Source organism: Saccharothrix coeruleofusca, assembly GCF_017876325.1.
Taxonomy (GTDB): domain Bacteria; phylum Actinomycetota; class Actinomycetes; order Mycobacteriales; family Pseudonocardiaceae; genus Actinosynnema; species Actinosynnema coeruleofuscum.
Window position 1 is genome coordinate 1,258,528 of sequence record NZ_JAGINV010000001.1, and the last position, 23,236, is coordinate 1,281,763.

Annotated in this window: 14 protein-coding genes; 10 read left to right on the top strand and 4 right to left on the bottom strand. The window is 74.2% G+C overall.

Annotation, left to right across the window (positions count from 1 at the left end):
- Positions 1–57 precede the first annotated feature (57 nt).
- The 7 genes from JOF41_RS06045 to JOF41_RS06075 all read left to right on the top strand — a co-directional run bounded on the left by JOF41_RS06045 (position 58) and on the right by JOF41_RS06075 (position 12,910).
- On the top strand, positions 58–2,352 hold the full coding sequence (locus JOF41_RS06045) for a vWA domain-containing protein (RefSeq protein ID WP_209616828.1): 2,295 nt from the start codon (positions 58–60) through the stop codon (positions 2,350–2,352).
- Positions 2,353–2,406: 54 nt separating this feature from the next.
- Positions 2,407–5,559 carry a tubulin-like doman-containing protein gene (locus tag JOF41_RS06050; protein WP_209616831.1) on the top strand — a complete coding sequence of 1,051 codons (3,153 nt, stop codon included), beginning with the start codon at positions 2,407–2,409 and terminating at the stop codon, positions 5,557–5,559.
- On the top strand, positions 5,556–7,739 hold the full coding sequence (locus tag JOF41_RS06055; RefSeq protein ID WP_209616834.1) for a hypothetical protein: 2,184 nt from the start codon (positions 5,556–5,558) through the stop codon (positions 7,737–7,739). Before JOF41_RS06050 ends, JOF41_RS06055 begins: the two co-directional genes overlap by 4 nt.
- Positions 7,740–8,720 (top strand): hypothetical protein, encoded by a 981-nt coding sequence (locus tag JOF41_RS06060; protein ID WP_209616837.1) that lies wholly within the window; start codon positions 7,740–7,742, stop codon positions 8,718–8,720. It abuts the gene before it with no gap.
- Positions 8,717–9,814, top strand: a complete 1,098-nt coding sequence (locus JOF41_RS06065) for an ATP-binding protein (protein ID WP_209616841.1) — start codon at positions 8,717–8,719, stop codon at positions 9,812–9,814. Before JOF41_RS06060 ends, JOF41_RS06065 begins: the two co-directional genes overlap by 4 nt.
- Positions 9,811–11,784 (top strand): hypothetical protein, encoded by a 1,974-nt coding sequence (locus JOF41_RS06070; RefSeq protein WP_209616843.1) that lies wholly within the window; start codon positions 9,811–9,813, stop codon positions 11,782–11,784. Before JOF41_RS06065 ends, JOF41_RS06070 begins: the two co-directional genes overlap by 4 nt.
- A gap of 184 nt (positions 11,785–11,968) precedes the next feature.
- Entirely contained in the window at positions 11,969–12,910 is a 942-nt protein-coding gene (locus tag JOF41_RS06075; RefSeq protein ID WP_189225459.1) for a Leg1-related protein, read from the top strand.
- Here JOF41_RS06075 and JOF41_RS06080 read toward each other — a convergent pair.
- Positions 12,892–13,809, bottom strand: coding sequence for an MBL fold metallo-hydrolase (locus JOF41_RS06080; RefSeq protein WP_209616846.1), 918 nt, complete (start codon positions 13,807–13,809; stop codon positions 12,892–12,894). The genes JOF41_RS06075 and JOF41_RS06080 overlap by 19 nt on opposite strands.
- A 117-nt stretch (positions 13,810–13,926) precedes the next feature.
- On the opposite strand from JOF41_RS06080, the gene JOF41_RS06085 reads away from it, so the two are divergent.
- A complete protein-coding gene (locus JOF41_RS06085; RefSeq protein WP_209616849.1) occupies positions 13,927–14,778 on the top strand; it encodes a LysR family transcriptional regulator in 852 nt (283 codons plus the stop codon).
- Between the two features lie 189 nt (positions 14,779–14,967).
- On the top strand, positions 14,968–20,154 hold the full coding sequence (locus tag JOF41_RS06090; protein ID WP_307867254.1) for a PDDEXK-like endonuclease domain-containing protein: 5,187 nt from the start codon (positions 14,968–14,970) through the stop codon (positions 20,152–20,154).
- Between the two features lie 14 nt (positions 20,155–20,168).
- On the opposite strand, the gene JOF41_RS06095 is transcribed toward JOF41_RS06090, so the two are convergent.
- The 3 genes from JOF41_RS06095 to JOF41_RS06105 form a co-directional block, all read right to left on the bottom strand.
- Positions 20,169–20,930 carry a GntR family transcriptional regulator gene (locus JOF41_RS06095; RefSeq protein ID WP_189225463.1) on the bottom strand — a complete coding sequence of 254 codons (762 nt, stop codon included), beginning with the start codon at positions 20,928–20,930 and terminating at the stop codon, positions 20,169–20,171.
- Between the two features lie 122 nt (positions 20,931–21,052).
- The gene (locus JOF41_RS06100) at positions 21,053–21,775 is read right to left on the bottom strand and encodes a DJ-1/PfpI family protein (RefSeq protein WP_209616855.1); all 723 of its coding nucleotides are present in this window, start codon (positions 21,773–21,775) and stop codon (positions 21,053–21,055) included.
- Between the two features lie 63 nt (positions 21,776–21,838).
- Positions 21,839–22,297 carry a MarR family winged helix-turn-helix transcriptional regulator gene (locus tag JOF41_RS06105; RefSeq protein WP_209616858.1) on the bottom strand — a complete coding sequence of 153 codons (459 nt, stop codon included), beginning with the start codon at positions 22,295–22,297 and terminating at the stop codon, positions 21,839–21,841.
- A gap of 126 nt (positions 22,298–22,423) precedes the next feature.
- On the opposite strand from JOF41_RS06105, the gene JOF41_RS06110 reads away from it, so the two are divergent.
- Positions 22,424–23,194, top strand: a complete 771-nt coding sequence (locus JOF41_RS06110) for a class I SAM-dependent methyltransferase (RefSeq protein ID WP_209616862.1) — start codon at positions 22,424–22,426, stop codon at positions 23,192–23,194.
- The last annotated feature ends 42 nt before the right edge of the window (positions 23,195–23,236 follow it).

Genomic DNA, 23,236 nt, shown 5'->3' on the forward strand with positions numbered 1-23,236 from the left:
AACCTGGCGCCGCTCCGACAGTGGTGGCCGTTGTTCGCACGGGGATTGGCTGGCTGGATGGAATTTCGCGGGAAAGGGCGGGGGCGCTGGGCTGCGCTGGCCGCGGCGGTCGGGTTGGTGGTGTCGACCATGCCGGTGGGCGTGGTCGAAGGCGCAGCTCAGCAGCCCGAACCCACGTTGCCGCCGCTGCGGGTGGTCGTGCTCGTGGACGAGTCCGGCAGTTTGAGCGACGCCGACGTGGTCAAGGAGAAAGAAGCGGCGCGCACGATTCTGTTCAGCGCTCTCGCGCCCGGCACCGTGATGTCCGTGGCCGGTTTCGGCAGTTCGAACGCGGCCGGGCAGAGCGCGGTGGACGTGGTCTGCCCACCCACCACGCTGGCCAACGGGCAGGGCCGCGACGCGGTCGCGAAATGCGTCGACCAGTTGGCCAGGAGAAAACCCGAAGAAGGTTCCGGAACGGATCACGCCGCCGCGCTGCAGCAGGCCCTGTCGGCGGTGCGCGGCCCCGGCCCGGACAAGAAGATCGTGTTCCTGCTGACCGACGGCGAGCTGGACGTCGCGGACAGCCCCCAGTGGGGTGACACGCCCGAGCGGCGCAACGCGGCTGCCGCCGCGGGTGCCAGAGAGGTGCTGGGCGAGCTGGAGCGGGAGGGCGCGCAGGTGTGGCCGCTGGGCTTCGGCGAGGTCAACGACGCGGCGCTGGGCGGCTTCGCGCGCGGTCGCAGCTGCACCGCCGCGGCGCCCAGCCCCAGCGCCCGGACGGTGCCCACCTCGGCCGAGCTCACCCGCGCGGTGGCGGACGCGATCAGCGCCGCCAGCTGCGTGAAGATCATCCCCAGCCCGCCGCAGGACCTGCCCGCGGGGGGCTCGGCCGAGTTCACCGTCACCATCCCCGCCATCGCGGCCGACGCCTCGATCGTGGTCTACAAGCGCAACCCGAAGGTGCAGGTCGAGTACCGGGCGGCGGGCGCGGCGCGACCGGCCCCCGAGCAGGGCGGCGGGCGGTTCGAGTTCGCGGGCCAGTCGACCGACACCGAGTCGGTGCTGATCACCGACCCCACGCCGGGCGAGTGGCGGGTCCGGGTGTCCTCGGCGACCGAGCCCGCGCAGGACGTGTTCGCCACCGTGGTCTACCAGGCGGCGGTCCGGACCCGCCTCACCGCCACCCCGCCCGCGCCCGAGGCCGGGCAGACCGTCGAGATCGCCATGCAGGTCTGGGCGCGGGACAAGGCGGTCACCGACCGGCAGGCGCTGGAGGGCCTGACCTTCGTCACCGCGCTCACCGGCAGCTCCGGCTTCCCGGCGCGGGAGGCCACGCTGACCGACCCCGACGGCGACGGCACGTTCACCGGGCAGCTCGCCGTGCCCGACGACGCCGAGGGGGAGCTGAAGTTCACCGGCACCGTGACCGGCGTCGGCGTCGGCGGCGACACCCGCGAGCTGTTCACCCGCGTGCACCGGGGCGCCCGGCCCGTCCAGGGGCAGATCCTGCTCGACGAGGGCAGCCCGCGGGTGCTGCGGGGCGAGCGGGTCAAGGGCACCCTCCGCCTGGCCAACAGCTCCGGGCGGCCCGCGCGGCTGCGCCTGCAGATCGCCGACCCGCCCGAGGGCGCGAGCCTGACCGTGGACCCGGCCGCCGTCGAAGCGCCCACCGGGACGGTGGACGTGCCGTTCACCCTCGCGGTCGGGCAGGAGGCCCCGCTGGGCGGCTTCGGGGTGACCCTGCGGCTGGTGGACGAGGCGGACCCGACCACGCCGGTGGTCGAACGCCTCGTCAGCCGGGAGGTCGTCGAACCGCCGGGGTGGCCGGAGCGCAACCTGTGGTGGCTCATCCCGGCCGCCGTCGCGGTGCTCGCCCTCGCCGCCTTGGCGCTGGCGCGGCTGCGGGCGGCGCGGCGCGGCGCGCGGGTCACCGGGCTGCGGGCGCAGCTGTGGCGGGACGGGGCGGTGCGGTCGGAGGTGGAGCCCCGCGACGCCAGGAGCCGCGTGTTCGGCTTCACCGTCCACGAGGACTTCACCGGACCGCAGCTCCAGCAGGCCGCCGACGGCGAGCCGGGCGCCTACCAGGTGCGCAGGGACGGCACCGCGCTGCTGCTCACCTCACCGGGGCGACCGCCCGCGCGGCTGACGCCGGGGGAGCGGCACCCGATCACGCCGAACCTGGAGGTCGCCATCGTCGACGACTTCGGCAGCGGGACCACGCCCCCGTCACCGGGCGCGCAGCCGCCGCCGGTCCCGTCCGCGCACGGCGCCCCGTCCTTCCCACCGCCGGGCGGCGGCGCGCGGCCCGACCCGCTCGGCGCGGACGACCGGCGCGGTTTCCCCGTGGACCCCAACAACCCCTTCGCGTGACCCGGTGGGAGCACCGGAGCACCACCCACCCCATCGAGTGAGGACGGCTGCGCAGTGAAGATCTACCAACCGATGTTGTTCGTCGGACTCGGCGGGACTGGGTGCAGGGTCGGCGCGGAGTTCGAGAAGCGGCTGCGCGAGGAGCTGTGCGGCCCCGACGGCACGCGGCTGCTCGACGTGGTGCACACCCCCGGCTTCCTGCCCTACCAGCTGCCGTCGTGCCTGCAGTTCGTCTACGCCGACCTCAGCGCCAACGAGCTGCACCGGGTGCGCCGCGAGGTGGTGCCCGGCCGCGAGCACGACCAGGCCGCGCAGAAGACCATGCACCTCATCGCGGACCTCGTGCCCGCCAGGATGACCAACTCCGCCGACGTGGCGCAGAGCCTGCGCATCCACACCGACGAGGAGGCCATCCGCTGGCTGCCGTCGCGGGAGAGCGACCCGATGATCGGCCCGCTCGTGCGCGGCGCGGGGCAGCTGCCCACGGTGGGCCGCAGCGTGCTGTTCGAGACGATCCGCCGCAACCCCGACACCGCGCTGCTGGGCATCAGCAAGGCGCTGGCCGACATCAACGAGTCGGCGGGCGAGCTGTACCAGGTCAGCGGGCAGCGCACGCACCGCGTGGACTCGGTGATCGTGTTCGTGGTGTTCTCCGTCGCGGGCGGCACCGGCAGCGGCCTCTACTACGACTACCTGCACCTGATCGGCGACATGATCGCCAAGAGCCAGAGCCAGGCGGAGGTCTACCCGCTGGTGCTGATGCCGTCGGCGTTCGACGACGGCCAGGGCGGCGGGCGGCCCGCCCAGCTCAACGCGGGCGCGGCGCTGGTGGACCTGTTCCGGCTGGTGGACGACCAGAACGCGCAGGCCGCGCCCGACCAGCTCGACGCGACGGGCACCTACGGCGCGATCTCCGTGCGCTACCCGCACGTCAAGCTGGGCCAGGTGCAGCTGGCGGCCAACACCGTGCAGACCGCGTTCCTGTTCGGCCGCCCCGTCGGCGGGGTGCGCCGCGACGACCTCCAGCGCTCGATGGTGTCGCTGATGACCTCGCTGGTCGGCGCGGGACCGACCGAGCAGGGCGACGACGAGGACGGCGCGCAGCGGCCGTACATGTCCTTCGCGGACGGGTTCATCAACAGCAAGGTCGACCGGCACGCCGTGGCGGAGACCGGGGTGGGCAGGCGGGGCGTGACCACCAGCGCCGTCGCCGCCCTCACCACGCCGCTGCTGGAGCTGACCGAGGTGATCAGCTCGCACCTGCTGGCGCGGGCGGTGGACGAGCTGCGCGTGCCGCCGGGCGCGGCGGAGAGCAACCGGGAGCACATCCGGCGCTTCATCACCTCCGCAGGGCTGGACCGGCTGCTGGAGGCCGCGCCGACGCGCGTGCCGCCGCCGGGCAACCCGGTGGGCCTGGGCAAGGTCGTCGAGGCGCTCAACCTGCGCGCCGAGGCCATGAAGCACAACATCGACCGCGCCCACGAGGCGCTGGCCGCCCCGATCGCGACGCTGGCGCAGGAGTTCAACCCGCGCGCGGCGGCGCTGGACCTGCTCCAGGTGGTCGACCTGTTCCGGCTCAACCGCACCGTCTTCGGCAGCCCGGAGCTGACCGACCCGCTCGACCGCGGCGGCTTCGTGTCCCTGCTGGAGAACTGGCGGCAGCCGCCGCCGACACCGCCGGGGCTGAACCCGGCCACCCCGCCGCTGCCGGTCGACCTGCGCCGTCGCGTCACCCAGCGGTTGCGCATCACCGACGAGTCGGTCCGGCACGTGCTGGCGCTGCAGGAGCAGTGGTACGCCTGGCAGACGCGCCGCCAGTGGAACAGCGCGTGGAACGACAGCAGGCGCCTGTGGACGCGGCCGTGGGAGGGTTTCCGCAAGGAGTTCGCCCTCGTGCTCGACCAGCTGGAGGAGCACGCCCGCAACGACCCGCAGCAGTTCGACCTGCGCTCCCGCGACCTGTACAAGCCGCGCGTGGGCGTGACATACCTGCTGCCGCCGGAGGACCGCGGCCTGGAGGGGTTCTACCAGTCCGTGCTGGCCCGGCTGAAGCAGGACTACGCGCAGCACCTGCCGGAGAACCCGCACGAGGGGCACCTGCTGAACCTGGTCATGGGCTCCGACGGGTGGGTGGCGGCCTACGAGAAGGGCATGTCCGACCCGGCGGCGGCCGTGGCCGAGGTGCGCAGGCGGGTCAAGCGGGCGGTCTCCGACCGCATCCGGCCCGGCGACCGGGAGCGGCCCGCGCTGGTGCCGCGCATGGAGGACCTGGTGGCCAACGCCGTGCAGCGGCGCGACAACACCGTCTCCGAGGCCGACCTGAACCGGTTCCGGCAGAAGCTCGCCGAGCTGGTGCCCGGCGGGTTCGCCCCCGACGGCCACGGCCCGCTCAAGGCGCTGGTCACCTACCCCGCCTCGCAGGAGAGCACCGAGGTGGAGCGGTTCCTGCGCCGCGAGATCGCGCTGCCGCTGGACATGGTCGGCGAGCCGGAGTACCGGGCGGTGCAGGCCGACACCATGGTCGTCGTGCTCAACCGCAGCTCCATGGGCATCACCGAGGTGCCCGAGCTGCGGCACGTGATCCGGTTGTGGGCCCAGGCCCGGCGCAACCCCCAGGACCAGGACACCCTGGCGTGGCGGCGGCTCCACCCGGACAGCCCCTACCTGCTGATGGGCGAGCGCGACCGGGCGCAGGTGCTGCACCGGCTGCTGTGCGCGGCGTGGGACGGCAAGGTCGTCATCTCCGGCGATCCGGCCAGCCCCGACCACATCACCGTGGAGCTGGGCAGCCGCGAGGCGGTGTCGATGAAGCTGGCGCTGTCCCCGCTGGGCGCGCTGTCGTCGTGGGCCACCGTCCTGCAGTCCTACGAGCAGTGGGTCCTGGCCGACGACAACCTCAGCAGGCGGGGCCTGGCGGGCAGGCTGATGTCCACCGTCCCCACCGACGCCGACCGGTCACCGCGCCCGCCCGCCCCCGAGTTCGCCGCGCTGGTGGACATCGCCGACCAGGAGCTGCTGAAGATCAAGGAGGCCGAGCAGCACCGCGTCCTGGGACAGGACCCGCAGCTGGCGGTGTTCCGCGAGTTCTGGTCGCAGACCCTGGGCACCGCGCTGGACCTGCGGGTCGGCAACACCACCAAGAGCCTGCGGGTCCTGCGCGAGCAGGTCGACCTGGCGCGGGGCCTGGGCGGTGGTCTCGCGCCATGAGCACGTCGGAGGTGTTCGTGCTCGACCTGCGCGACGGGGCCGACCAGCCACCCCCGAGCCCGTCCGGCGGCGTGGTGGTGCTCGACCGCGCGGACACCCTGGTCGAGCACGCCGAGGTCTACCTGGGCCTGCTGAGCGAGGAGATGGTCACGGCGGTGGTGTGCGTCGCGGTCGGCGAGCCCGCCCCGGACGACGGGCCGGGCGGTGTGGCGCTCACCGCGCCGTCGGTGCTGCGCAACGCCGCCGTGCTGTGGGTCGGCGACGAGCGCGGCGTGGACTGGGCACCCGGCGACGCCGCGCCCCGCCCGCCCGAGCGGCCGGGGGCCGCGCTGGAGGACCTGGTCGCGGCGCTGCGCGTGCCCGAGCTGTTCGACCGCGTGGTGGAGCTGGCGGAGGGGCGGTCGGTGAGCCCCGGCGTCCGGCTGGTGTCGTGCGCGGTGGACCCGGCGGAGGAGGCCGCCGCCCGCGCCGCGGCGGTGCGGTCGCTGTGCGCGGACGACCAGCCGGTCGGCGAGGACTTCGGCGCGGCGCTGGTCGAGGCGCACGTGTCGTCGACGCGGGACGGGGCGGTGCTCGCGGGCCGGGTGCACGCCGTGCAGCTCGACGTGGTGCGGCGGCTCAACCACGTGACCGAGCTGGCGCGGGCGCTGGGCACGCCCGCGGCGCTGTTCGGCACGCGCAGGCCGACCGAGGAGATCGGCAAGCACGTGCTGTGGGCCGGCCAGGCGGTGGAGAACTACCGGCAGGTGGTGGTCGAGCTGCTCGACCGGGTGGACGGGCACGTCCAGATCGGCAGGCCGCCGATGGAGGACGTGCTGGCGATGGGCGTGTCGCCGCCGGTGGAGGCGGCGGGCGACCAGGTGGCCGCGGACCTGCGCCGCGCGGTGGACGCCCAGCTCGACGCCGGGGCGGCGCTGCCCGCGCTGGCCCACGAGCTGCGCCTGCTCTCGGCGCGCACCGGACCGCAGGGCTGCACGGCCGCGCTGGAGGCGGCGCGCCTGCGCGGCCCGCTGTCGCTGGAGATGCCCGAGTTCCCCCGGTGGCCGCTGTCGCTGTGGACCCTGCCGCTGGTGCTGTCGTGCTGCGCGGTGGTCGCCTACCTGCTCGGGCCGGGGTGGGCGGGCTGGGTGGGCGGCGCGCTGCTGGCCGCCTGCTGGTCCGGCGCCGGATGGCTGGTGCTGGCGCGGCGACCGCGTGCGGAGGGCGAGGCGGGCGCTGTCGCCGCCGCGCCCGTGGCGCTGGCCACCTTCGGGGCGGCCGCGGCGGTCGGGGTGGTGGGCGGCGCGCTCGGCGCGCTGGCCCAGCCGTCCCCGTTCACCTCCGGCTGGCAGGTGCAGGCGGGGGTGTGGTCGGCGGCGCTGCTCAGCGCCGCGGTGGTCGTGCTGGGCTGGCGCTCGGCGGTGCACCAGTGGCGGGCGCGGCTGCGTCTGGCGGCGATGCACGACGCCGTGGTCGAGCTGACCGGGCTCGCGGAGGACGCGGTCGCGGGCCAGTGGCGTCCGCTGCGCCGCCGCCGGGCCATCGCGGCGGCCGCCGACGAGGTCGCCGCGGGCCTGGAGGAGGTCGCCACCGCGCTGCGCGGAGCCCAGGAGCACTTCTGCGCCGTTCCACGTGGGACCACTGTGGACGGTCATGACCGGATGATGCGGCCGGTGCCCGCGGAGCTGTACGCGGTGGTGCGCGGCGACGTGGTCGAGGTGTGCCGCTGCGCCCTGGAACCCGCCTGGCCCGCGGCCACCTCCGCGCTGCGCACCGCGCCGGGCGTGTACGAGCAGCGCTTGAACCGGCTGATCGACGAGTACACCGGGGACATCCGGCGGCACGGCCTGTTCGCCGCCGCCCGCGCGGACCGCGACGAGGCGGCGCGCGACGCGCTCATGGCGCGGGTGTGGGCGGAGACCCCCGCCGCGGCGCAAGCCCTGCGCGTCGGGGCGGGCGGCGAGATGACGCAGTTGTGCCGCAGCGGTCAGCTGCGCTACCTGAGCACCTCCGCCGAACCCGGCCTGCTGCGGTTCGCGCCCGCGCGGCTGCGCCGGGTGGTCCGGGACGGCGGCGCGCACCAGGGCTTCGCCGCCGACCTCGCCGTCACGTGGGGCGCGGGCGGCGAGCTGATCGGCGCGCTGCGGCTGCTCCCGCTGCGCGTGGAGTCCGTGCGGCACGACGCGGGTGGAGGGGAGTAGATGGGAGCGGTCAGGGAGCCCGAGCGCTGCCGGGACGTGTTCGGCGTGCTGCGGGAGGTCGTGGTCGAGGACGTGGGGGAGTTCGTCACCCCCGGCTCGGTGCTGGAGCAGCGGCTGGTCCACGTCGACGGCGCGCTGTTCGTCCGCAAGTACGTCTCCCGCGCGGCGGGCGCGCGCGATCCGCGGCGCTACGACCTGCTCGACCGGGAGGTCCGCGCGGGCACGCGCCTGGGCCAGGTCTTCAAGCGGCTCTACCCGCGCGAGCTGGCCCGCCTGGCGGCCTACAACCTCGACGTGGAGGAGCCGTTCGCGCTGCTGCACGCCTACCACGGCGAACCCGCGATCGGCCCGGCGTCGCGCTTCGCGGAGGACGAGCGGCGGCGGTTCGAGCAGGAGCTGTTCCGCGCACTGGTGCTGACCGCCGCGGCCGGTGTCGTGCACGGCGCGGTCGGGATGGAGGCGGTGCGCTGGCAGGAGGGCAGGCTGCAGCTGGTGGACTTCGAGCACGCGCTGCGCGTCGGCGACCCCCGGTGGGACGCCTCGTCCCCCGACGGCGCGGGCCGCGCCGGCGCCCGCGCCGATCCCCGCGACGACGTGTGGGACGCCGCGCGCCTGCTGCGCCGGGTGAGCCTGGGTCCGCACGCGGACGGCCCGGTCCTCGACCGCGCCCGCGACCCCGAGCGGCTGCGGGTGCTGCTGGACCCGGTGTTCGACAACCCGGTGGAGCTGCGACCGCGGGCGGCGGAGGTGCTGGCCGCGCTGCGGGGCGACCCGAGCCTGCCGCCCACCACCGACCCGGAAGCCGGACTCGGTCCGGGGCGCGCCCTGTTCGACCAGGTCAGCGCCGCCAAGGGTGGCCCGCCCTCACCGCCGCCCGCGCGGCCGCCCCGGCGTGGCAGGCGAGGGCTGCGGCTGTTCTCCCTGCTCGCCGTCGCGGTCCTCACCGCGACGGCCCCGTTCGGGAAGGGGGCGCGCCGGTGACCGCCTCCGGGTGGACCCCGCCGCCGAGGCGGGTGCGCTGCCCCGTGTGCGCCGACGAGTACGACTGGCCCGACGACGGGCGGATCTGGCTCTACGACGAGGAGAACCGCCGCTACCAGGACGAGGACACGCGGGCGCTGCCCGAGGTCAAGCGCGCCAGCCTCGCCCGCCGGGGCTACCGGCAGTGCCCCAACCCGTCCCAGGACGTGGCCGAGCACTACCTGCCCGCCACCTACGCCGAGTACGCCGACCCGCTGGTGATCGGTCTGGTCGGCGCCCCGTTCTCCGGCAAGACCCACCTGCTGACCGCGATGATCCGCCAGGTCTACCGGGAGGGCCTGGCCGCCTACGGCATCGACGTGTCCGCTCTGGACTTCCGCAGGCACGAGTACTTCCGCGAGAACTACATCAAGCCCTTCGAGAAGGGCGGGGCGCTGCCGGGCACCGACACCGGCATCATCGAAGCCGCCGACATCCTGCTGCTGCGCGGTCCGGACGGGCAGCGGCGGCCGGTGACGTTCTTCGACGTGGCGGGCGAGGACCTGGAGAGCACCGAGGCCCGCAACCCCGCCACCAGGTTCCTGCTCAGCGCGAACGCGGTGGTCTTCGTGCACGCCTGGGAGGACCCGCTGGAAACCGGCGAGTCGGAGCCGGAGAGCGAGAACAAGTCCTTCCAGCTCGCCGTGGAGAGCCTGCGCGCCCTGCCGGGTGGTGAGCGCGTCCCCGCCGTGATCGCGATGACCAAGTCCGACCGGCTGCGCTACGTGCCGCCGGTGGACCGCTGGCTGCACCGGGGCGACGAGCGCGTGCTCGACGCCGCCCGCATCCGCGAGGAGAGCCGCGACGTCTACGCCTACCTGCACGGCGTGGGCGCGCGTGCGTCGTTGAGGCCCTTCCACACCTTCGCCCGCTCGACCCTGCACTTCGTCTCCGCCAGCGGCGGCGACGCGGTGCCCGTCGAGCCGGGCGGCGGGAGCGGCAGGTACTTCCCGCGCGGGTGCCGCCCGACCCGCGTGCTGGAACCGCTGGTGGCGATCCTCGCGATGACCGGGACGATCACCGGTCCCGAAGCGGAGAAGGTGGGAATGCCGTGACCGGTCCCGATGGCGTGGTGCACCAGCTGTTCTTCGGGTGGTCCACCGTGCACCGGCAGCACACGGTGATGTGCCACTCGTTCCAGGGCGACGAGGACATGCGCCGCTGGGCCGCCCGGCTCAAGAACCACGTCCGGCTCGCGAGCACCGGGGGGAGCGACGCGCCCGCCAGCGCGTTCTCCTACCTGGTGTTCCCCGACGGGCAGGCGGCCGTGATCCGCCGGGTGGCCCGCGGCAGGTCGCCGGGGCGGGAGAACGCGCACGCGCTGGTCGGACCGGTGGCCGTGCTCACCCCGCCGGTCGCGCTGGGCCTGTGCCTGTCGACCGAGGCCGGTCAGCCGTGGCAGGACGAGGTGGCGGAGGGCGTCTCGACGTACTCGTTCGACCCGCAGTACTTCGCCAGGAGGGCCGATCCGGCGCCGGTGCTGCGCGAGGCCGCATCCGGACTGGGCGGCAGGCTGGTCAACGTGGTCGCGCAGGTGCTGGAGCAGCCGGACAGGCCGGTGAGCGTGATCGGCTGCCCCGAGCGCGAGCGGCTGGCGATGGTGTGGGCCCTGCGCCGCGCGCTCGACGGGGACCGCCCCGCGCGGGACCGCAGCGCGGACTGGCGGTGGTCGTTCTCCACCTACGCCGACCGGGCGGACGACAGCGTGGCCAACCTGCCGTGGATCCTCTTCCTGCCGCCGCGACCGACGCTGGGGGTGTCGCACCGGCTCGTCGTGGACCTCGCCCGACCGGTGCTCGGCAGTCGCACCCCCCACGCGCGCGACCTGGTGGCCGGCGTGTTCGCCGAGCCATCGCGGACGCCCGCCCAGCAGGACCCTGCCCAACAGGAAGTCGCCCAGCACGACCTCGCCCCGCAAGGCGCCACCCAGCTGGACGCCACCCAGCTGGACGCCGTTCAGCAGGATGTCGCGCGGCAGGACGTCGGGCACCCCGAAGAGGCACAGGCAGCGCATTCCCCCCTCCCGGACTACGGCGGGGCGTGGGCGACCCGTGATGACCGGCCCGCGAGCGCGGAGACAGCCGCCGAGACGTGGTCGTCGGCTCCCAGCTACCGCAAAGGCCCGCCCAACCCCAAAGCCGACCTGGCGAAACCGGTGCTGGCCGCGACGAACACCGCCGACCTGCGCGCCGAGCTGAAGCTGCTGGCGCACGACCACCCGGCGGTGCGCATCCGGGAGAACTTCGACAGCCGGGTGGTCGACAAGATCGTGGACTTCGCCGAGCTGTCCGCGCCCAGGGAGCTGGTGGAGCGGTTGCTGGAGACCCTGTACGGACCGCGTTGCCGGGACCTGCTGGACCCGACCGCCAGGCAGCACGCCCTGAAGCTGATCGACGGCTGCCGGTCCGATCAGGTCGCGACGGCCCTCGCCGCGTACGCGGGCGAGCAGAACGCGACGGACATCGGGGAAGCGGCCTACAGGCGGTGGTTGCGCGTCGGCAGGCTGCGCGGCCCGGTGTCCCCCGGTCCGCGCCGGGTGCCGCGCGTCGCGGGCGGGCGGGGCGCGCTGCTCGTGGGCGTCGGGTTGGCGGCGGTGCTCCTGCTGGTCGGTTTCCTGCTGGGGTTGCTCGTCGCGAGCCCGGCGGAGCAGGCGGGCCCCACCACCGCGGTGCCACCGGTGCCCCAGTCGTCGGTCACCGAGGCGTGGCCCACCACCCCGCCGAGGACCGAGCCGACACCGGGGCAGCAGCTGTCGGGCACGGTGACCGCCGAGGTCGCGGCGGACCGGCGGCTGTTCGGGTTCGTCCGGTCCGGCGACCGCTACTACCCGCAGCAGGAGTGCCGCCAGGACAACGCCTTCCGCCAGGAGTGGCGGTGCGAGAAGCGGTCGGGGGCCGTCGACGGCGAGTTCGTGGCGGCCGTCGTGCCGGAGGAGGAGGCGCGCGGACTGCAGGACATCGCCGACACCGGCCAGTCCGTCGCCAAGCGCGAGGGGTGGGACATGAGATCAGTCCGGATCACCTGATGATTCCCCCTCGCGTGGGGTGCTCTTCCCCCGACCGTCCACACGACACACCTCCGGGTGAATCCCGCACCGCCAACCGGGACTGGCTGCGGGCGGGGTCACCTGCTCTTCCCCGGTGCGGCCCGCCGCCCAGGGCGCTGCGGGGCGCTGGACACCGCCCCGCGCCCCGCGCAGAATCCCGGCCATGGCCCACCCCGACGAGCTGGCGGCACTGGACCTGTACTCGGTCTGGACAACGGCGCCGGACCTGCGGGAGGTGTTCGACCCGTTCTCCTTCGAGCAGCGGATGGCCGCCTACCGGCTGATGATCGACAACACCAACCCGGCGGACCGGTTCGGCGCCGACAACCGGCACAACCCGTTGTGGGGCTTGATGTTCCAGCACCAGTGGCAGTTCCGCACCGGCCGCCTCGGCGCGAGCGCGCGGCGGGACGGGCGGATCGACCCCGACGCGCCGTGGGGCTACGGCAACTACACCCTCTGCGTCGTCCCGTGGCTGGGGGCCGTGGCCGCCGGGGTGGTGCCCGCCCTGCCGGTCGCCGACCCGCCGACCCGCTCCCGGTTCCGCTACGCGGTGGGCGGGACCGCACCGGCGGAGCTGGTCGACGCGGTGGCCGACTGGCGCGCCTACTTCACCCTGGTCGACGGGAGCGGGCAGGCGGACCCGGAACCGGCGCGCATGGCGCTGTGGAAGGCGCACAAGACGTGCCTGGACGTGGTCGTCGACGCGATCGCCGACATCGACGCCGCGCCGTGGCCCGAGCTGGAGATCACCTTCCTGCGCGGCTGGTGCCGGATGGTCGACTACCTGTGGGCGGCGGCGTGGCCGACGGACTTCGGCTTCATGACCGCGCACGGCCTCGACGTGCTGCCGGAGTCGCTGCTGGCCACACCCGAGGACGTGCGCGCCCTGCCCGACAGGACCCGCCGCAACGTGGCCAACGTCCTGCGGCTGGCGACCACCCCGAAGTGGCGCTACCGCTTGAACCTGGCGCTGTGGCGGCGGGTCATGCGCACCCGCGAAGCGCGCGAGCGGGTGCTGCCGCTGCTCGACGCGGTGTTCGACCCGCGGCCGGACAACGCCGCGCAGCGCCGCCGACTGCTGGGCTACCTGCTGCGCCCCTGATCGCGGGGACCGGACCACTCGGCGCACAGGCAGCCGACGCCCCGCTCGACCCACTCCGGCAGCCGCCATTCGGGGTGCCTCTGGACCATCAGCGCCCGGACCTCCTCGGCGATGGTCTCCTCGGGCACGGCCGAGTCCCGGCGCGCCCAGGTCTCGTCGCGCAGTTCCACGAGGTAGTCCCGGACCTGGGTGAGCAGGCCGGTGTCGCCGACCGCGCCGTGACCGGGAACCACGACGCGGGGCCGCTCCCCGACGAGGCGTTCCACGACCTCGATCCAGCGGATGCCGGAGACGTCGGTGTCGTGCGGCGGGAACCACGGGAAGATCGCGAACTGCCCCGCCTCCGCCAAGTCGCCGGTGAACAGCACGCCCGCGTCGGGGACGGTGACCACCTGGTCGCCCTTGCTGTGGGCGCGCCCGGTGGGCCGCAGCAGCACCACCCGGCCACCCAGGTCGAGTTCGCGGGTTCCGTCGTAGGTGCTGTCCGGCACCGGAATCCCGGTGCCCTCCAGTGCACGCGCGACCGGTTCGCCGAGTTGTCGGAACATCGCGAGGTAGCCCTCGCCCTTGACCGCCAGGTCCTCCGCCTGCGCCGTGTTGACCAGGTACGTCGCCTCCCCGGCGAACACCCGCGCGCCGAACGCGTGCTCGGGGTGGAAGTGGGTCGTGGTCAGGTAGAGCCTGCGGCCGTTGGCGTACTCGGAGGCGAACGCCAGCACGGTCTCGGCGTTGCGCGGCCCCAGACCGGTGTCGACGACCAGGACCGAGTGCGTTCCGCCGATCACCCCGATGTTGGGCACGAGGTCCACGTCCCGGTTCGGGATCACCACCACGTCGCGGGCCAACTCCTGGACGTCGGCGATCTCGACGACGGGATCGGGGAACGGGTACTCGGACATGGTGTGTCTCCTCGACAACTGCGGTGCGGTTGATCGACTCCAGTGCAGCACCGCGCGGAGCCCGCGGTCCAAGACCGGTTCCGCATCGCCGATACCCGGCGGGTATCTTCGGCGGTGATGGAACTGCGGACGCTGCGCTACTTCGTGGCCGTCGCCGAGGAGCTCCACTTCGGCCGGGCCGCCGCGCGGCTCCACATGAGCCAGCCGCCGCTGAGCCGGGCGATCAGGCAGTTGGAGACCGACCTCGCCGCCACCCTGCTGCGGCGCTCCGCCGCGGGGGTCGCGCTGACCCCGGCGGGCGTGGCGCTGCTGGACGAGGCCCGCGCGCTGCTCGACCAGGCCGAGCGGGCGCGCGTGCGGGTGGCCGCGGCGGCGGGCGCCGCGACCATCGCGGTGGGCATCCTGGGCGAGATCGGCGACCCCGGCGTGGCGCGGCTGGCCGCCGCCTACCGCCGCCGCCACCCGGACGTGGAGGTCCACGTCCGCGAGACCGACCTGACCGACCCCACCTGCGGGCTGCGCGCCGGGCTGGTGGACATCGCGCTGACCCGAGGCCCGTTCGACGGCACCGGCCTGGTGGTGCGCGAGTTGCGCGCCGACCCGGTCGGCGCGGTGCTGCGCGCGGGCGACCCGCTCGCCCGCCGCGACCACCTGGAGCTGGCCGACCTGGCCGACCGGCGCTGGTTCCGGTTCCCCGACGGCACCGACCCGGCCTGGCGGTCGTACTGGAGCGGCGGCGAGCCCCGCGAGGGCCCGGTGGTGCGCGCCGTCCAGGAGTGCAGGCAGGCCGTGCTGTGGAACGGCACGGTCGGACTGGCCCCGCTCGGGCACGACCAGCCCGAGGGGCTGGTCGTGGTGCCGGTGGTCGACATGGCGCCCAGCCCGGTGGTGCTGGCCTGGCACGAGGCGAACACCAACCCGCTGGTCGGGTCGTTCGCCCGGATCGCGGTGGCCGCGTACCGCGACTGATCCTGCGGTCCGCCGGGGATTGGTCCGAATTCCCGAGGAGGGGCACCGCATTAATGCGAAACGTGGTCGAGAAACTGCGCTTGGTGTTCACACCTCGGTGTTCATAACAGTGCGGTGTCGGCCGTATCGCCGTACGCGCCACGAACGATGATCAGCGTGATCGGTTCGGTGTGCGGAAGGGGAATGGCTGTGGCGAGCAACGACGCTGCTCCGGATCAGCGAGGCGCGGCGGTTGATCGGGCGATACGGCTCTTCCAGTTCCTCGCGCGCAGCCAGCAGCTCAAGTCGAACTCGCCCCGCACCACCGACAGCTACGACTCGGTGCTGTGGTTCGGGCGGCTGCCCGAGCACCCCGCCATCCGGTCCGCCCACCGCGCGGAGGCGCCGGAGGCCGGTGACGCCCTGCTCGTGGTCGAACGGGTTCCGCACCAGGAGCCGCCGGAGCCGGCGGAGGAGCTGCGGCCGTGGCTGGACGGGGCGTGGGACGACCCCGACGACGCGCCGCGCCTGAGGGAGTCGATCGGCGAGGGCGAGCGGCGCACCGCGCTCGACGACGCGCCCGAGATCCGCGAGGCCCACGCCGAGTGGGAGGCCCGCTGGACGCGGTGGGCCGAGCGCGAGCGGGCCGACCGGCCCGCGCGGGAGGTCTACAACGACCTGTTCTCCACCTACGTCACCGCGACCGGGCACGGCGAGGAGCTGGAACTGGTCGTCGGCGCGGGCTGCCTGTCGTGGTCGCCGCCCGGCCACCCCGTCGTGCGGCGGCACCTGGCCACCGCGCCCGCCGTGATCCACTTCGACGACGCCACCGGGCGGCTGGCCGTCCACCAGGCCGAGGCCGCGGACGGCCTGAACGTCGAGCTGGACATGCTCGACCCCGGCCGCGTGGCCAACCCCCAGCACGTCGCCCGGATCAGGAACGAGGCCCGCGAGGTCACCGCCGCCGCCCTGCACCGCGGTGTCGTGGGCGAGGTGCTGCGCAAGCTGGTGCACGCCCTCGACGGCGATGCCGCCTACGTGGACGAGGACGACGTCCAGAAGCCCGGCCCGCACGCCGTGGCGGCGTTCGCGCCCGCCCTCGTCCTGCGCAGGCGCTCCCGGCAGGGGATCGTCGACATCCTCGACTCCGTCGCCGCGCAGCTGGGCGAGTCCGGTGTCGTCCCGGACGGCCTGCTCCCGCTGGTCGACCCGGACCACCGGCCCGCCGCGCGGCGCTCGCCCGAGCCGGGGGCGCTGGTCGAGCTGGACACCGAGCCCTTCCTGCCGCTGCCGGTCAACGAGCGCCAGCTGCGCGTCCTCACGCAGGTCGACGCCAAGGCCCAGACCCTGGTCCAGGGCCCGCCCGGCACGGGCAAGACGCACACCGTCGCCGCACTGCTGTCCCACCTGCTCGCGCAGGGCAAGCGCGTCCTGGTCACCGCGCACACCGACCGCGCGCTGAAGGAGGTGCGGGCGAAGCTGCCCGAGGCCATCGCGCCGCTGGCCGTCTCGGTCGTCGGCTCCTCGCGCTCGGACCTGGCCGACCTCAAGGTCGCCGTGGAGCGGATCAGCGACGTGGCGGGCGAGTACGACGCGGGCGCCGCGCGTCGGGCCATCGACGAGCACCTCGCGGCCATCGAGGCCCTCCGGGCACGTCGCGCCGGGCTGTACCGGCGGCTGCTCGACGCGCGCGGCGAGGAGGTGACCGAGCACGAGGTCGGCGACTACCGCGGCACGCTCGCGGCCATCGCGCGGCGCGTGGAGGAGGAGCGGGAGCGGTTCGGCTGGCTGGCCGACCTGGTCACCACGGGCGGTGCCGGGCCGTCCCCGGTCCCGGCGGGCGACATCGCCGAGTGGCACCGGAGCGTGGTGGACGACGCGCTGATCGCCGACGAGCCCGAAGCCCGGCTCAGGCTGCTGCCCCTGACCGACGTGCCCGCCCCCGAGGAGTTCTTCGCCCTGGTGATCGCCGAGCGGCGGGCCATCGAGGCCGAGGAGGGGCACGGCGAGCTCACCCGGCACACCGCCTTCGACGCCGTCCGCGGGCTCGACCAGGCCACGCGGACCGCGCTGCGGCAGCGGCTCAACGGCTTCGCGCGCGAAGCCGAGGACCTGTCGCGGCGGCGCGAGGAGTGGATGGACGACGCGCTGTCCGACGTGCTGTCCGGCCGCGCGAACCACTGGCGGTCGCGCGGGAACCAGGTCGCCCAGCTCATCGGGCGCGTCGAACCCCTCGTCGACCGGCTCGGCCCGCTCACCGAGGTGCGCGTCGGCCCCGGTGACACGGGCGCGCTCGTCGCGCTGGCTGGCACGCTCCGCACGCACGTCGGCGACGGCGGCGGGCTCAAGACCAACCCGGACGGCTCGCCCAAGATCGGGGCGTTCACCTCGAAGGCGGTCAAGCAGGCCCAGCCGCTGTTCCAGGCGGTGCGCGTCAACGGCGTCCCGCCCACCACCGCCGACCAGTTCGACGCGTTCCTGATGTGGGCCGAGGCCACCAGGGCGCTGGACGCGCTGGACCGGGCCTGGCCCGACTCGGTGCGCATCCCCGCCGAGGACACCCTCAGCGAACGGCTCCAGTGGCACGTGACCGAGCTGGCGCAGCTGCGCCGCGTGCTGGCGCTGGGTGAAGCCCTCGAAGCCGAGGAGCGCGGCCTGGCGGAACTGGGCCTGCCCCGTCCGAACTGGGACGACCTCGACGCCGTGCAGACCTACGCCCGGCTCGTCGACGCCGCCGCCGCGTCCGACGCCCGCACCGCCGCCACCCTGCCGCTGCTGGAGGTCGCGCGCACCACCGCCGAGGTGGCGCGGTGGGCCGACGCCGCGCCGTGCGTGCGGCACCTGGCGCGGGCCGCCGAGGAGCGCGACCACGAGTCCTACGCGGTCGCGCACCACAGGCTGGTGCGCCTGACCGAGGTCGCCGGGCTGGTGCGCCGCCGGGACGAGATCGCGGCGGCGCTGGCGCGGCTGCTGCCCAGGGTGCACGAGGCCGTCTCGGCGGACCCGCGCGACCCCGCCTGGGCGCAGCGGCTGGCCGACTGGGACGCCGCGTGGGCGTGGGCCGTGGCGCGGGAGTGGGTGCTCGGTCGCGGCGACGCGGACGTCAACGCCCTGCAGGCCGAGGTGCTGCACGTCGAGGAGCAGGTGCGCGGCCGGGTCGAGCGGCTGGCGGCCGAGCGGGCGTGGGCGCACGCCGTGTCGCCGGAGCGGCTGTCCGGCAAGGCCCGCGCAGACCTGCTCCAGTACGCCCAGCTGGTCAAGCTGCTCGGCAAGGGCACCGGCGTGTACGCCGAGCAGCGCAGGGCCGACATCAAGGCCGCCATGGACCGCTGCCGCCCGGCGGTGCCGGTGTGGATCATGCCGATCTACCGGATCGCCGAGCAGTTCCGCGTCCAGCCCGACATGTTCGACGTGGTGATCGTCGACGAGGCGTCGCAGGCGGGCCTGGAGGCGACGTTCCTGCAGTACCTCGCACCCAAGATCGTGGTCATCGGCGACGACAAGCAGGTCTCGCCCACGGCCGTGGGCGTCGACCGGCAGCAGCTGCGCGACCTCGCCGACCAGTACCTGTGGGACGACCCCTACCGCGCCACCTGGCAGGAACCCAAGTACAGCCTGTTCGACCACGCCAAGAAGCTGTTCGAAGGCATGATCACGCTGGTCGAGCACCGGCGCTGCGTGCCCGAGATCATCGGTTTCTCCAACCGGATCGCCTACGAGCCCGACGGCATCCGGCTGGTGCCCGTGCGCCAGTACGGCGCGGACCGCCTGGAGCCGGTCAAGCCGGTGTTCCTCGACAACGGCTACGAGCGCGGCTCGACCGACAAGGTCAACCCGGTCGAGGCGGACGCCATCGTCGACCAGATCGAGAAGTGCGTCGCCGACCCGCGCTACGACGGCCTGACCTTCGGCGTCGTGTCGCTGCTCGGCCGCGCCCAGGCGAAGGCGATCGAGAAGCGGCTGCTGGAGCGCATCCCGCCGGAGGAGTGGCGGGCGCGCGAGCTGCGCTGCGGGGACTCGGCGGACTTCCAGGGCTCCGAGCGCGACGTGATGTTCCTGTCCATGGTCAAGGCGGCGGAGCCGGGCAAGCGGATCGGCGCGCTGACCCAGGACATGTACGTCCAGCGCTTCAACGTCGCCGCCTCCCGCGCCAAGGACCAGATGTGGGTGTTCCACTCCCTGCGCCTGTCCGACCTCGGCAACCCCGAGGACATGCGGTTCCAGCTGCTCGACTACTGCTACGCGCTGTCCGGGCGGGCGGAAGGCGTGGACGGGGCCAGGAGCACGGCCGTGCCGGAGGACCGGAAGGTGGAGCCCTTCGACTCGCTGTTCGAGCAGCGGGTGTTCAACCGGCTGGTCGACCGCGGGTACAGCGTCGTCCCGCAGTTCCCGGCCCAGGGCTACCGGATCGACCTGGTGGTCGTGGGGGCCAAGGCGAGGCTGGCGGTCGAGTGCGACGGCGACGCCTGGCACGGGCCCGACGCGTACGAGCGCGACATGGCCAGGCAGCGGGACCTGGAGCGGTGCGGCTGGCGGTTCTTCCGCATCCGCGAGTCGGAGTTCTACGCCGACCGGCCCGCGGTGCTGGCCCGGCTGTGGGACGCCTTGCACGAGCTGGAGATCCACCCCTCCGGGTGGACCTCGGACGGTGACGACCCATCGGCCGGGGCGCCCGCACCGGAGGCGGTCGCGCCGGAACCCGTGGTGCCCGAACCCGTGGTGGCTGCGCCGCGACCGGTGGTCCCCGAACCCGCCGCTCCGGTGCAGGCCGTGCGCGCACCGGTGGCTGTCGCGCCCGCCGTCGTGGAGCGCATCGTGGAGCACGTGGTGGAGCACGAGGACGAGCTGCCGCCCGTGACGGTCGCCGAATCGGTGGCGGCCCCCGTCGGGGGTTCCGTGCTCGCCCCGTACGAGGAGTTCGACGGGACCGTGATCCAGGTCGGTGGGGCGTCGCGGCGGGAGCTGCTCGACGGCCTGGTGCGCATCGTCGCGGCCGAGGGGCCCGTGCTGGGCAGCAGGCTGCACACCGCCTACGTCCGGGCCTCGGGCTCGATCAGGGTCACCAAGCAGATCGCGGGCGAGCTGAACAAGGCCATCTCCCAAGCGGTGCGCGAGGGCAAGCTGGTCGAGGACAACCCGCTGCGCGAGAGCTGGGTCAGGGCGCGCACGTACCGGCTGCCCGACCAGCCGGAGGTGCGGACGCGCCACCTGGGGCCGCGCTCCCTCGACGAGGTGCCCCCGAGCGAGCTGGCGGCGCTGCTCGACCACGTGGCCGAGCGGAACGGCAACCTCGGCCAGGAGGCGTCGCGGCGGGCCGTGCTGGAGCTGCTCGGCCTCAAGCGGCTCACCGACAACGTCAGGAGCCGTTTCGTCGCGGTCGAGGCGCTGCGGTCCTGACGCCCGTGGCCCGGTCAGCTCGCCGGGGGCTGCTCGGGCGCTGTGAGCTGGTCGGGCACTGGGTGGCCGGTGGCGCGGCGCAGGTCGTCGAGGCCGCCGCGGGCGTCCTCGGTGACGATCCGCTCGGCCTCGGCGGAGTCGCCCGCGCGCAGCGCGCGGACCAGCGCGCGGTGGCTGGCGTAGCGGTCGACGCCGAAGCGGTCGTCGGCGGTGACCCGTTCGAGCAGGCGGGTCCGGCGTTCGGCGCGGGAGAAGACGCTGGTCTGCTCCAGCAGGCGGGCGAGCACGGGGTTGCCCGCGCACGCGGTCACCGTGTCGTTGAAGCGCTGCATGGTGTCCAGCAGCGCCGTGATCTGCCGGTCGGCCGACCGGCCGGCGGCGCGGTGCTGCTGGACGAGGATCGCCAGGTCGTCGGCGTCGTCGAGGATTTCGTCCAGGTGGTCCAGCTGCGCGGGCGTGGCGTGCCGGGCGGCGAACCGGGCGACCAGGCCGCGCAGCGCGACCTGCACCTCGGCCAGGTCCTGGACGGCGGCCTCGCCGATGGTGGCGACGACGACCGTGCGTGGGCCGGTGCGCTCGACCAGCCCGTCCTGCTCCAGCCGTCGAATGGCCTCGCGGATCGGCGTCGGGCTGACCGAGAGCCGTTCGGCCAGGCCGCGCTCGGTGATCCGCTCGCCGGGGCGCAGCTCACCGGAGCCGATGGCCTCGTGCACGGCGCGGTAGGCGCGGTCGGCCAGCGTCTCGGTGGTCAGCTCGTGCAGCGGGGGCCTGGGCATGGCCTGATCCTAGCTTTGCGATGACAACCGAGGGTCGGTATCCGCGCGCTTTTTGCTGCAGCACACATCCCGCCGCACGGCCTCGGCGAGGGTGAGGCCGTGCGGCGGGATGTGGACGCCCGTCAGACGCCGAGGCGCTCGGCGGCGCGCTTGGCGATGTCGGTGAACGGCGCGACCATCGGCTGAACCTGCGCCTTGGCGCGGGCGGTGAGCTCGGGACCGGCCAGTTCCGGCGTCCCGACGTCGAACAGCGGCTTGGGCGCGTACTCGGCGTGCAGGATGGACTCCCGCGCCCGCTCGTCGCCGAACATGTCCTGGATGATGCGGAAGGCGATCTCGAAGCCGCCGGTGGCGGGGCCCGCGGTGATGCGGTTGCGGTCCTCGACGACGTTGCCGGGCGCGTGGGTCGCGCCGAAGTAGGGCAGCAGGTCCACGCAGTGGAAGTTGGTGGTCGCGCGGTAGCCGCGCAGCAGGCCCGCCGCGCCCATCAGCAGCGCGCCCCCGCAGGACCCGGCCACCCAGCGGGCGCGGCTGCCGCGGTCGGCGAGGAACTCCAGGGTCTCCTCGTCCTCGAACACCTCCGCGCCGACCGCCCCGGCGTAGAGGACGTCCAGGTCGCGGGGGCAGTCGGCGTAGCTGGTCGTCGGTCGGGTGGGGAAGACCGGCTGGCCCATGACCTCCTCGGTGTTCTTCCACACCAGGTGCACGTTCACGCCGGGGAGGATGCCCAGCGCGGTGTGCGGGCCGATGATGTCGACGGGGTTGTAGCCGGGGGCGACGAGGAACGCCACCTCGACGGGTTTGGCGTCCTGCTCGGACAGGTCGAGCTTCATGGGTGCGGACACGGTGCCTCCTTCGGGGGACGACGGAGGCAGACTATCAGACAGACTTAAAGCCTGGCTGATAGTTCAGGTGGTCCCGTCGGAGTTCGCGGTGAGCCCGATGAGGAAGGACTTGAAGCGCTCCCCGCCCTCCGGCAGGTCCCGCGACAGCTCGGCGTCGAGTTCGCGCAGCGTCGCCGCCACCTCGGCCAGCACCTCGCGCCCCTTGGCGGTGACGTCCAGGCGGGCGCGCTGCCCCTGCCCGGTTGGCTCCTTGCCGATGGCGCCGAGCTCCTGCAGCTGCCGCACCGTGGCGTGCATGCTCTGGGTGGTCACCCCGGCCCGGCGGGCGAGGTCGCTGTAGGACATGTCGGGCCGCCGGGACAGGTGGCCCAGCGCGCCGAGGTGGCGCAGGGTCAACCCGTGCGGCGCCAGCGCCTTCTCGATGCGGCGTTGCGCCGCGCGGCCCGCGCCCACCAGCAGCATGGCCAGCGAGCCGGACGGGAGCGGTGCGGCGGGGGTGTTCTCGTCGGTATCGGTGGGCATGGGACACCTTGCTGCTTCGGACCTGCGGGTTGACGGCCCACCCTCTCACGCCGACCGGTCCGGTGCGCCGCGCCGATCCCGTTATCGGGTTGGAGGAACGGCGCGGTCCCTGCGATGGTTCGAGCCATGAGCGGGGATTTCGACGAACTGGTCGCGGAGGCCGACGCGGTTGACGTCACCGGCTGGGACTTCTCCTGGCTCCACGGCCGCGCCACCGAGGAACGGCCGCCCTGGGGCTACCAGCGGCTGATGGGCGAGCGGGTGGGCCGCGCGGTGATGAGCCTGGACGTCCAGACCGGCGGCGGCGAGGTGCTGGCGGGCATCCCGCAGCGCGCCGCCAAGGCCATGGTCGCCACCGAGTCATGGCCGCCGAACCTCGCGCGGGCGCAGGAGAACCTGCGCGACAAGGGCGTCGTCGTGGTCGCCGACGCGGACCAGCCGCCGCTGCCCTTCGCCGACGGCACCTTCGACCTGGTCACCAGCCGCCACCCGGTGACCACGCACTGGGCCGAGATCGCCCGCGTGCTGACGGCGGGCGGCACCTACTTCTCCCAGCAGATCGGTCCGGACAGCGGTCACGAGATCTCCGACTTCTTCCTCGGTCCCCGGCAGCCGGGGCGCGGCGACCGCGATCCGGAACTGGCCAGGGCCAGGGCGGAGGCGGCCGGGCTGGAGGTCGTGGACCTGCGGACCGCCGAGCTCCGGATGGAGTTCTTCGACATCGGCGCGGTCGTCTACTTCCTGCGCAAGGTGATCTGGTTCGTCCCCGACTTCACCGTCGAGAAGTACCGCGACCGGTTGGCCACGCTGCACGAGCGGATTCAGGCCGAGGGGGCGTTCGTCGCCCACTCCCGCCGCTTCCTCGTCGAGGCCCGCAAGCCGATGGGCCGGGGCTGACGCGCCCGCCCCGATGCCTGGAACTGCGATGAATCAAGGTTC

Excerpts from the sequence above, each read along its gene's own strand:
- JOF41_RS06045 (WP_209616828.1), top strand. The coding sequence starts at position 58 with ATGGAATTTCGCGGGAAAGGGCGGGGGCGCTGGGCTGCGCTGGCCGCG.
- JOF41_RS06055 (WP_209616834.1), top strand. The coding sequence starts at position 5,556 with ATGAGCACGTCGGAGGTGTTCGTGCTCGACCTGCGCGACGGGGCCGAC.
- JOF41_RS06060 (WP_209616837.1), top strand. The coding sequence starts at position 7,740 with ATGGGAGCGGTCAGGGAGCCCGAGCGCTGCCGGGACGTGTTCGGCGTG.
- JOF41_RS06075 (WP_189225459.1), top strand. The coding sequence starts at position 11,969 with ATGGCCCACCCCGACGAGCTGGCGGCACTGGACCTGTACTCGGTCTGG.
- JOF41_RS06080 (WP_209616846.1), bottom strand. The coding sequence starts at position 13,809 with ATGTCCGAGTACCCGTTCCCCGATCCCGTCGTCGAGATCGCCGACGTC.
- JOF41_RS06085 (WP_209616849.1), top strand. The coding sequence starts at position 13,927 with ATGGAACTGCGGACGCTGCGCTACTTCGTGGCCGTCGCCGAGGAGCTC.
- JOF41_RS06095 (WP_189225463.1), bottom strand. The coding sequence starts at position 20,930 with ATGCCCAGGCCCCCGCTGCACGAGCTGACCACCGAGACGCTGGCCGAC.
- JOF41_RS06105 (WP_209616858.1), bottom strand. The coding sequence starts at position 22,297 with ATGCCCACCGATACCGACGAGAACACCCCCGCCGCACCGCTCCCGTCC.
- JOF41_RS06110 (WP_209616862.1), top strand. The coding sequence starts at position 22,424 with ATGAGCGGGGATTTCGACGAACTGGTCGCGGAGGCCGACGCGGTTGAC.